We start from the raw sequence: 9,917 nt of genomic DNA on the forward strand, positions 1-9,917 counted from the left end.
TGGCCGACGCCACCGCCGCCGGCCTGACCGTCGGCGGCCTGCGCAGCTACCTGCCCTGACGGCCCGTCACGCGCCCGAGCCCGTACCCCCCGCCGCCCGCGTCACGGGGCAGGGGGTACGGGCTCGGCCCGTCTACCGGACGGCTCAGACCCCGCCGGAGAAGGCCGGCAGGTAGCCGCCGGACTGGCCGGCCGCCTTCGGGTGGTAGCTCTCGTCCACCGGCAGCACGGTGGAGTTCAGCCAGGTGGTGCCGGAGCCGCAGATCTCGTGGGTGGTGAACAGGCCGCGCACGTCGCGGTAGGTGAAGCCCGCGTTGGCGGCCCGCTTGGAGATCACGTCGTCCAGCAGGTCCGCCGCGCTGTTGATGGCGGCCCGCTTGGTGTCGCCGATGCCGAAGATGCAGTCCCCGCCGACCTTGTAGAGGCGCGGGTATCCGATGACCACCACCTTCGCGGCGGGCGCCTTGCTGCGGATCTGCGTGTACACCTGGTCGAGCTTGCCGGGCAGCGTGTTGGTCGCGTACGCCTTCGCGTTGTCGACCGCCGTCAGGCAGGAGCTCTCGGAGTTGAGCACACAGGTCTGCATGGTGCTGGCGAAGCCGGCGTCGTTGCCGCCGATGGTGATCGACACCAGCGTGGTGGCCGAGGTGAGGGTGCCGAGCTGGTTGGCCAGCACGTCACCGGTTCTCGCTCCCGAACAGGCCAGGAAGGAGAACGAGGCGGGCGCGTTGGCGTTCTTCCACAGGTACGGGTAGGCATTGGTGCTCCGCTTGCAGCTACCGCTCTCGCTGGTGTAGCTGCCCGCCCCCACTCCGGCGGAGTAGGAGTCGCCGAGGGCGACGTAGCGGGCCCCGGCCGCGTGGGCGGCGGGAGCGGCGACGAGGGTGGTCAGGGTGAGCAGCATCGCCGAGAGGGCGACGGAGACAGCACGAACTGGACGCACGGGCACCTCCACTGGAGTGACGCGGGTCACGTGACGCGGGTCACAATTTTGATACCAGGGAGTAGCTTCGGCGGATAGTGGCCATGCCAAAGTTGTTGCGAGGATTAGCCCGTGTGACACCGTCGGTCCGACGCGATGTCAGTTACCGCTCATCCCCGACCGGGTGGCGGCCCTCGCCCCCGGCCTCAGCCCAGGACCGCTCCCGCCGGCGGGAGCTCCTCGATGGTCTCGTTGGCGGCCGCGGGTATGCCGAGCAGCCGGACGGCCACCTCCACCGCCACCCGCGCCTGCCGCAGACCCGGCCCGCCCCAGCCGAGCAGCTCCACCGCCAGCCCCGGGGCCACCAGCAGGCGGCGGTAGTGCCGCCCCGACGCCGGGTCGGGCGCCGTCGGGCCGACGGCGCGCAGCGGGGCCGCCATCCGGACCCGGGCGCACTCGTGGCCGCCGTTGGCCGAGCCGATCCGGTCGTAGAGGTAGCCGAGGTAGTGCGCGGAGCCGATCACGGCCTGCGCCTCCTCCCCCGCCTCCCGGGCCAGCGCCAGCGCCGGATCGCCCGCGTCCTCCGGCTCCAGCGAACCGCCCGGCAGGCTGACCACCCCGTCCCGCGGGTTCACCAGCGTCAGCACCCGGCCGTCCGGCACGAACAGCCAGCCCCAGGACTGCTTCACCGGCAGCCCGGCGGGCACCGGCTCGCCGGGACGCCAGGGCCACCCCGCCGTCGGGCGGCGGCGGACGCGGCCGAGCAGCTCGGCGATCTCCGCGGTGTACTCGATCCGGCCCATGCGTCCCCCTCCCTCGGTGTCGGGTGCCGTCCCCGGCCTCGGGTGCCGGCGGCTATTCGGAGTCGGTGCCTCCGACTGTTGATCTTCCCCGAACATGCGGTCGATGAACAGTCCTGGCCGCCGCCCGGGGCACGGCAGTCCGCCCGGAGTTCAGCTCCCGGCCACCGCCGCGGCGCTCAGGGCATCGGCAGCGGGAAACCCGGCCGGCCGGCCGCCTCCCCCACCCCCTCCACCCCGGTGAGCTCGGGCCCCAGCACCCCGGCTCCGGCGGCCCCCAGCTCCAGCACCGCCCCGGTCTCCGCCGCCGTCATCGGCCGCAGCCAACCGTCCACCAGCACCCACCCGTGCACCGCGCCGTCGGCCCGGTAGAGCATCAGCTCCCCCGAACCGCACCCCGCCACGGCCGCCGCCAGCGTCACGCAGAACGCCTCCAGCTCGCGCCCCACGCCCTCCGGCAGCCCCTCCCGCACCACCAGCGCGGCCACCGCCGTCAGCTCCTCGCCGTCCAGCAGCCCCAGCGAACGGAGCGTCAGCCGGTGCCGCCCGTCCCCCGCCCCCTCGGCCAGCGCCAGCACCACCTCCGACACGTACCCGAGCACCGCCGCCACCCGCTCCTGCGGGCTCGACTCCCACCCCACCGCCGCCAGCAGCGCGGCACACCCGATCGAGATCCGCACCCGCGCCCGGTGATCCTCCGTCAGCACCGGCAGCAGCTCCGCCAGGCCCTCCCCCGCGTAGGCGAACGGCTCGCCGGCCAACTCCGGATCGGCCGCGTACGCCACCTCCGCCACCGGGTCCGCCGGGTCCAACAGGTGCTCCGCGCAGAAGTCCTCGAAGTCGACGGGCTCCAGCACCCGCAGGTGCACGTCCATCCCCGTCCCCCGCAGGGCCCGCAACCGCCCCTCCGTGCACCGCAGGTACGCCCCGAAGTCCACCCCCTCGAACAGCCCGCACCGCCGCAGCCGCGCGTACGCCGCCGCATCCGTGGCCACCGCCAACGCCACCGTCTGCCGCACCTCCCCGCACCGCCGCCGCCCCGCCACCCGCCGCCGCGCCCCGTATTTCCCGGCCATCCGGATCCCCTCCACACTCGCACCACGACCCCCGGATCCCCGGGGTGCCGACGACCGAAAACGTACACACGGTCACTGACAGAACACCCTGTGCAATCGGGTCGAACGGCTGATTCCCGGGTTGTCGGGGGGAGCTGGGATACTCGGGGAGGTCCTGGTGAGTGCGAGACGTGTGGGGGTTGGGTACGTGCGACTGCTGCACACCTCGGACTGGCACCTCGGGAGGTCGTTCCACCGGGAGAACCTGATCCCCGCGCAGCGGGAGTTCCTGGAGCACCTGGTACGGGTGGTGCGGGAGCGCGACGTGGAGGCGGTGCTGGTCGCCGGGGACGTCTACGACCGGGCGCTGCCGGGGCTGGACGCGGTGGAGCTGTTCGACGAGGTGCTGCACCGGCTCGCGGAGCTGGGCGTGCCGACGGTCTTCATCAGCGGGAACCACGACTCGGCCCGCCGGCTCGGCGTGGCCTCGGGGCTGATCGACCGGGCCGGGATCCACCTGCGGACCGATCCGGGCGGGGTGGCCGAGCCGGTGGTGCTGGCGGACGGGCACGGGCCGGTGGCGGTCTACGGGCTGCCCTACCTGGAGCCGGCGCTGACCAGGGAGCGGTTCGGGCTGGCCAAGGGCGGGCACGAGCAGGTGCTGGCGGCGGCGATGGAGCGGGTCCGGGAGGACCTGGCGGGGCGGCCGGAGGGCACCCGGGCCGTGGTGCTGGCGCACGCCTTCGTGGCGGGGGGCGAGGCCAGCGACAGCGAGCGGGACATCACCGTGGGCGGCATCGCGGCGGTGCCCTCGGCGGTCTTCGACGGAGCGCACTACGTGGCCCTCGGCCACCTGCACGGCAGCCAGACCATCGCCCCGCACCTGCGCTACAGCGGTTCGCCGCTCGCCTACTCCTTCTCCGAGACCACCCACCGCAAGAGCATGTGGCTGGTCGACCTGGCCGCCGACGGCTCGGTGGAGGCCGAGCGGATCCACACCCCCGTCCCCCGACCGCTCGCCCAACTGCGCGGCAGGCTGGACGAGTTGCTCGCCGCGGAGAAGTACGAGAAGCACACCGGCTCCTGGGTACAGGCCACCCTGACCGACCCGGCCCGCCCGCCGAAGCCGATGGAGCAGCTGCGCGCCCGCTTCCCGCACACCCTCCAACTGCTCTTCGACCCGGAGCCGGTGGAGGGCGAGCAGCCCGATTCCTACGCCTCCCGGGTCAGCGGCCGGACCGACCTGGAAGTGGCCGAGGGCTTCGTCCGGCACGTCCGCCCCGGCACCGAGGCCGGCCCCGCCGAACGGGACTGGCTGCGCCAGGCCTTCGAGGACGTGCGCCAACTCGACCAGCAGAAGCAGGAGTTGCCCCGATGAGGCTGCACCGGCTGCGGATCACCGCATTCGGCCCGTTCGCCGGCACGGAGCAGGTGGACTTCGACGAACTGGGCTCCTCCGGCCTGTTCCTGCTGCGCGGCGCGACCGGTGCGGGCAAGAGCAGCGTGCTGGACGCGGTCTGCTTCGCGCTGTACGGCGAGGTGCCCGGCGCCCGCAAGGGCAACCCACTGCGCAGCGACCACGCCGAGCCCGGCCTGCTCACCGAGGTCGAGCTCGAACTCACCCTGGGCGGGCAGCGGTTGAAGGTGCTGCGGCGGCCCGAGCAGCTGCGGCCGAAGAAGCGCGGCACCGGCATGACGCCGGAGAAGCCGGAGACCCTGCTCAGCGAGTGGGTGACGGACGCCGGGGAGGGCGACCCGGGCTGGCGGGCCGTCAGCCGCTCGCACCAGGAGGCCGGGGAGCAGATCCACCGGCTGATCGGCATGAGCCGGGACCAGTTCTGCCAGGTGGTGCTGCTGCCGCAGGGCGACTTCGCGCGCTTCCTGCGGGGCGACGCCAACGAGCGGGCCAAGCTGCTCCGGCAGCTCTTCGACACCGGCCGCTTCGAGCAGGTGGAGCGCTGGCTCACCGAGCAGAAGTCCCGCCAGGAGGCGGTGGTCCGGGCCGACCGCCAGCAGCTGCACGCCCTGGCCACCCGGGCCGAACAGGCCGCAGGACCGACCGCCGCACCGCTCGCCGCCTGGGTGCCCGACTCGGCCGGGCCGCAGGACTTCCTCGGCTGGGCCGCCCTGCTGCGCACCGACGCGTCCGAGCAGGCCGGCGTGGCCGCGGCCGCCCTGACGGGGGCGGAGCAGGCGCACGAGTCGGCACGGGCCCGGCTCCGTGCGGCCCTGGAGCTGGCGGAGCGTCAGCAGCGCCACGCCGAAGCCATCCGGGCCGCCGCCGAGTTGGCGGGCACCGCCGAGGCCCACCAGCGGGACGCGGACCGGCTCACCGTCGCCCACCAGGCCGCCACCGTCGAGCCCGTCCTGCGCCACCAGGCAGCCGCCGCAGCCGCCTTGGCCGCGGCCGAGGCGGCGGAGCACCGCGCCCGCACCACCCTCGCCGGGCAGGCGGGGACCTGGCACGACCAGACCGGCGTCGGCTCCGGCTCCGGTTCCAGCTCCAGCTCCAGCTCCAGCTCCGAACGCGATCCCGGCCCGGAGCGCGCGCACGACGGAGCACCGTCGGAGACCCCCCTCCACCAGGCCGGGCCCGAGCGCCTCGCCGAGGTGGAGCGCGGCCTCCGTACCGGCCTCGGCCGCCTCGACGCCGCCCGTGCCGACGAACGCCGTCTCCCCGAGGCCCTGCGCGAGGCCGAGCAGGCCGGTCACCAGCTGCGCCGCGCCGAGGAGGCCGCGGACGAGGCCGCCGACTGGCTGCTGGACTTCGACACCCGTTCCAAGGAGCTCCAGGAGCAGCAGGCCACCGCCCGCGCCGCCGAGGCCCGGGTCGAGCAGCTGGACGCCCGCCGCGCGGAGCTCCGTACCCGGCTGTCCGCCGCCGCTGAGCGGGACCGGCTCCGGGGCCGGATCGCCTCCGCCGAAGACGAGTTGATCACCCTCCGCACGCTGGCCGGCGACGCCCGCGAGCGCACCCTCGACCTGCGGGAGCGCCGCCTCGCCGGGATGGCAGCCGAGCTGGCGGCGCAGCTGGCCGCCGACGCCCCCTGCCGGGTCTGCGGCGCGACCGCGCACCCGGCCCCCGCGCAGCCCTCCGGCGCCCCGGTCGGCCAGGCCGACGAGGAGCGGGCCCGGGCCGACCAGCAACGGGCGGAGCAGCACCGGGACGCCGCCGCACAGGAGTTGGCCACCCTGCGGGTCGCGGAGGCGGCGGCCGCCGCCACCGCCGGCGACGACTCCACCGAACAGTTGGCCGACGTCCTCACCGGCGCCGACGCCGAACACCGGGCCACCCTCACAGCCGCCGACGCCCTCGGCCAACTCCAGCGCAGCGCCGAGCAGTTGGCCTACCAGCAGCAGACCCGGCAGGCCGAGCAGGAGCAGGCCAGGGTGCGCGCCGCAGCCCTCACCGCCAGGCTCCAGACGCTCACCGAGGAGCGGGAGCACCTCACCTCGCGGATCGCCGCCGCCCGGGGCGGGGCCCCCAGCGTCGCCGCTCGCGCCGCAGCGCTGGCCTCGCTGGCCGACGCGGTGGCCGCGGCCCTGGCCGCCGCACGCGCCCGGACCGAGGCGGCCGACCGACTCGCCGACGCCGAGGCGGAGTTGGCCGAGGTGAGCGGTTCGGCCGGGTTCGCCTCCCCCGCCGAGGCCCGGGCGGCCCTGCTGCCCGCCGCCGAACGCGAGACGCTGCGCACCCGGGTGGAGCGAGCCCGCGCCGACCGCGAACTGGTCGAACACCGCCTGGCCCAGCCGGAGTTGGCGGACGCGGCGGCCCTTCCTCCCGCCGATCCGGCCGCCGCCCGGCAGGACGAACAGCAGGCCCTCACCCGGCTCCGCACCGCCTCCGCCGCCGACAGCGCCGCCCGCGACCGGGTCGACGCCCTGGCCGGGATCGGACGCCGACTGGCCCAGCTGGTCAGGGACTTGGGCCCCTCCCTGGCCCGGTACGAGCAGATCAAGCGGCTCGCCGAACTGGCCTCCGGCACCTCTACCGAGAACCTGCTCCGGATGCGCCTGGAGTCGTACGTACTCGCGGCCAGGCTGGAGCAGGTCGCGGCCGCCGCCAGCGGACGGCTGCTGCGGATGTCGAGCGGCCGGTACACCCTGGTGCACAGCGACGGCCGCGCCTCCGGCAACCGCCGCTCCGGCCTCTCCCTCCGGGTGGTGGACGCCTGGACCGGCCAGGACCGCGACACCTCCACCCTCTCCGGCGGCGAGAGCTTCTTCGCCTCGCTCGCCCTCGCCCTCGGCCTGGCCGACGTGGTCACCGACGAGTCGGGCGGCATGCCGCTGGACACCCTCTTCATCGACGAGGGCTTCGGCAGTCTGGACGAGCAGACCCTGGAGGAGGTGCTCGACGTACTGGACGGGCTGCGCGAGCGCGACCGCGCGGTCGGCATCGTCAGCCACGTCGCCGACCTCCGCTCCCGCATCCCGGCCCAACTCCTGGTCCACAAGGGCCGCCACGGGTCAACCCTGCGCCTCACCACCCGCGACCGCCCCTGACCGCGGCCGGTGGAACCGAGGATCACTCTGCCCACGTCCCTCTCTCCGTTGCCCACGGTGGGTGCGGGGAGAGGTGGACGGTGGCGGGACTTTCGACGTGGCGGTGGCCGTGGCGCAGGCGCGGTGGACTGACCACCTCGGCCGCGGTGCTGCTCGCCCTCCTGATCCTCTGTCACCGCCTGGTGCCGAACCGGATCGGGCGTCTCGGCAGCCTGCTGGAGACCTTCCTGCCGTGGCTCGGCCTGGGCATACCGGCCCTGCTGCTCTGCGCCCTGGTCCGCCGCTCCCGCGGCGCCGCGCTCTCCCTGCTCATACCGGCCACCACCTGGGCGCTGGCCTTCGGCCCCCTGCTGGTGCCGCACCGACCGGCGAGCAACCACACCCTGACGGTGGTTCAGCACAACGTGAGCGACCAGAACCCCGACCCCGCCGGCACCGCACGGACCCTGGCCGGGGCCCGGCCCGACCTGATCGCCCTGGAGGAGCTCACCCCGGCCGCCCTGCCCGCCTACCGGGCGGCCCTGGCGGCGGACTTCCCCCACCACGCGGTCTTCGGCAGCGTCGGCCTCTGGTCGCGGTATCCGCTGACCGGGGCCCGCCCGCTCGACCTCCGTCCGGCGGGCCTCGCCGACCCCGGCTGGCAGCGCGGCCTGCGCGCCGGCGTCCGCACCCCGGACGGCGAACTCGCCGTCTACGTGGCCCACCTGCCCTCGATCCGCTTCGGCTTCGCCGGCCTCGGCAGCGCCCGCCGGGACGACAGCGCCCGCCGCCTCGCCGCCGTGCTGGACCGGGAGCCGCTCCACGAGGTGGTCCTGATGGGCGACCTCAACGGCACGCTCGACGACCGGGGCCTGCGTCCGCTGACCTCCCGGCTCCGCCCGGCGCGGGCCGGCTTCGACTTCAGCTGGCCGACCGACACTCCGCTGGCCCGGATCGACCAGGTGCTGAGCCGTGGCCTGCGCCCGCTCTCGACCGCGACCCTGCCCGCGACCGGCAGCGACCACCTCCCGGTGACCGCCCGCCTCGGCCACTGACCTCCGCCTCTGCCCGGCTCCGGGGCCGTAGTGATGGGATGACGGGATGACCGACACCACTCCCCCCTCACCCCTGGCCCGGCTGCACGAGACCGTCCGCCGCACCGCCGAGCTGACCCGCGACCGCGCCGCCACCGGCCGGGGGCCCGAGGCCGCGAACGACCACGACGGCACCTTCGCCACCGACGGGGCGCTGGGCTTCGACCCGTTCCCCTTCCTCCGCGCCCTGCACGCGGCGGGTTCGCGCGCGGTGCTGGTCGGCCAGGTGGCCGGGATCCTGCACGGCTCGGCCGAGCCGACCGGCGACCTGGACCTGCTGTGGGACGGTTCACCGGAGGAGGCGCGGGCCCTGCGGGCGGCGCTTTCCGCCGCCGGCGGCAGCGGCGGCACCGAGCCGCCCGATCTGACCCGCCCTCAGGCCGCCTACCGCGTCACCGGTGTCACGGGTGACCTCTGCACCCCGGCCCTCCCCTGGGGCGGCCTGGACACCACCGGCTGCCTCGCCCGCGCCCTGACCGCCACCGACCCGGCGGCCGGCCTCACCGTCCGCTACGTAACGCTGGAGGACCTGATCCGGATGCGGCGCGCCCTCGGCCGCCCGAAGGACCACCGCCGCGCGGACGAGCTCGAACGCCTCCGTCCCGCCCAGGGCTGAGGACAGACCCCGCCGTCAGCCCGAACAGGCCACCCGCTGGGCCTCCTGCCAGGCGCAGACCGGACAGAGCGTCAGCCCGGGGTGGTCGGCGGGGTACTCGGTCGGTTCCCCGCACAGGACGCAGTCCGCCCGCGGCCCGTCCCCGGTGGCCGGGGTCAGGGCCGCCAGCGCGTCCACCCGCGGCGGCACCTCGCACTGGGCGACGGCCTCGCGCACGCCGTCCACGGACTCGTCTCGCTCACTCATGCCGCCCACGATACGGCGGCGGCCCCCGCCGCGATCCGTCCGCACTCCGTCACCTCGCGGCGCGGGCCCGGCCGGGTGCGCTCAGCCCAGGAAGGAGAGCCGGACGGACCGCCGGGGGTTGTCGCCGTTGGTGTCGACCAGGACGACGGACTGCCAGATGCCGAGGGCGAGTTGACCGCCCACCACCGGCAGGGTGGCGTGCGGGGCGACCAGGCCGGGCAGCACGTGGTCGCGGCCGTGACCGGGGCTGCCGTGGCGGTGGCGCCAGCGGTCGTCGGCGGGCACCAGCTCGCGGAGCAGGGCGAGCAGGTCCTCGTCGCTGCCGGCTCCGGTCTCGATCACCGCGATCCCGGCGGTGGCGTGCGGCACGAAGACGTTGAGCAGACCGTCCCGGCCGGGGGCGACGGACTCCAGGAAGGCGGAGCAGCGGTCGGTGATGTCGAGGGCGACCTCGCCGGTCCCGGTGGTGAGCTCGAAGGTCAGGGTGTGGAAGCTGTCGGGCATGGGCTCATCCTCGCACCGCCGCCGCCCGGACCGGGCCGCACACGGCCGGGACCTGCGACGTCCGGGTACGCAAGGGACCCGGCGGACCGTCAGGTCTGCCGGGTCGTCCGGGGCGGGGGCGGTCAGCCCCTGCTGCCGAACAGGCTCCGCTTGAGCCGCCGCAGCGGCGCGAGCAGCAACACCCGCGTGCTCCGCC

Annotated in this window: 9 protein-coding genes; 4 read left to right on the forward strand and 5 right to left on the reverse strand. The window is 75.3% G+C overall.

What is annotated here, in order from left to right:
* Window positions 1-144 precede the first annotated feature (144 nt).
* The 3 genes from ACZ6ZR_RS03785 to ACZ6ZR_RS03795 form a co-directional block, all read right to left on the reverse strand.
* Window positions 145-942: an SGNH/GDSL hydrolase family protein gene (locus tag ACZ6ZR_RS03785; RefSeq protein ID WP_465639024.1), complete on the reverse strand. Its 798-nt coding sequence runs from the start codon at window positions 940-942 to the stop codon at window positions 145-147.
* 185 nt (window positions 943-1,127) lie between these two features.
* Window positions 1,128-1,724: a hypothetical protein gene (locus ACZ6ZR_RS03790; protein ID WP_465639026.1), complete on the reverse strand. Its 597-nt coding sequence runs from the start codon at window positions 1,722-1,724 to the stop codon at window positions 1,128-1,130.
* Window positions 1,725-1,900: 176 nt separating this feature from the next.
* A complete protein-coding gene (locus ACZ6ZR_RS03795) occupies window positions 1,901-2,797 on the reverse strand; it encodes a hypothetical protein (RefSeq protein ID WP_465639028.1) in 897 nt (298 codons plus the stop codon).
* Between the two features lie 187 nt (window positions 2,798-2,984).
* Here ACZ6ZR_RS03795 and ACZ6ZR_RS03800 point away from each other — a divergent pair, with 187 nt between their 5' ends.
* The 4 genes from ACZ6ZR_RS03800 (at window position 2,985) to ACZ6ZR_RS03815 (ending at window position 8,971) form a co-directional block, all read left to right on the forward strand.
* The gene (locus tag ACZ6ZR_RS03800) at window positions 2,985-4,154 is read left to right on the forward strand and encodes an exonuclease SbcCD subunit D (protein WP_465639030.1); all 1,170 of its coding nucleotides are present in this window, start codon (window positions 2,985-2,987) and stop codon (window positions 4,152-4,154) included.
* Window positions 4,151-7,282: an AAA family ATPase gene (locus tag ACZ6ZR_RS03805; RefSeq protein WP_465639032.1), complete on the forward strand. Its 3,132-nt coding sequence runs from the start codon at window positions 4,151-4,153 to the stop codon at window positions 7,280-7,282. Before ACZ6ZR_RS03800 ends, ACZ6ZR_RS03805 begins: the two co-directional genes overlap by 4 nt.
* Before the next feature lie 80 nt (window positions 7,283-7,362).
* The gene (locus ACZ6ZR_RS03810; protein WP_465639034.1) at window positions 7,363-8,316 is read left to right on the forward strand and encodes an endonuclease/exonuclease/phosphatase family protein; all 954 of its coding nucleotides are present in this window, start codon (window positions 7,363-7,365) and stop codon (window positions 8,314-8,316) included.
* 46 nt (window positions 8,317-8,362) lie between these two features.
* A complete protein-coding gene (locus ACZ6ZR_RS03815; RefSeq protein ID WP_465639036.1) occupies window positions 8,363-8,971 on the forward strand; it encodes a hypothetical protein in 609 nt (202 codons plus the stop codon).
* Between the two features lie 15 nt (window positions 8,972-8,986).
* Here the strand turns inward: ACZ6ZR_RS03815 and ACZ6ZR_RS03820 are convergent, their stop codons facing one another.
* Both ACZ6ZR_RS03820 and ACZ6ZR_RS03825 read right to left on the reverse strand, forming a co-directional pair.
* Window positions 8,987-9,217, reverse strand: a complete 231-nt coding sequence (locus tag ACZ6ZR_RS03820; RefSeq protein WP_465639038.1) for a hypothetical protein — start codon at window positions 9,215-9,217, stop codon at window positions 8,987-8,989.
* 81 nt (window positions 9,218-9,298) lie between these two features.
* Window positions 9,299-9,721: a YjbQ family protein gene (locus tag ACZ6ZR_RS03825; protein WP_465639040.1), complete on the reverse strand. Its 423-nt coding sequence runs from the start codon at window positions 9,719-9,721 to the stop codon at window positions 9,299-9,301.
* Window positions 9,722-9,917: the final 196 nt, after the last annotated feature.

It is taken from the genome of Kitasatospora sp. NPDC088742 (genome assembly GCF_055584905.1).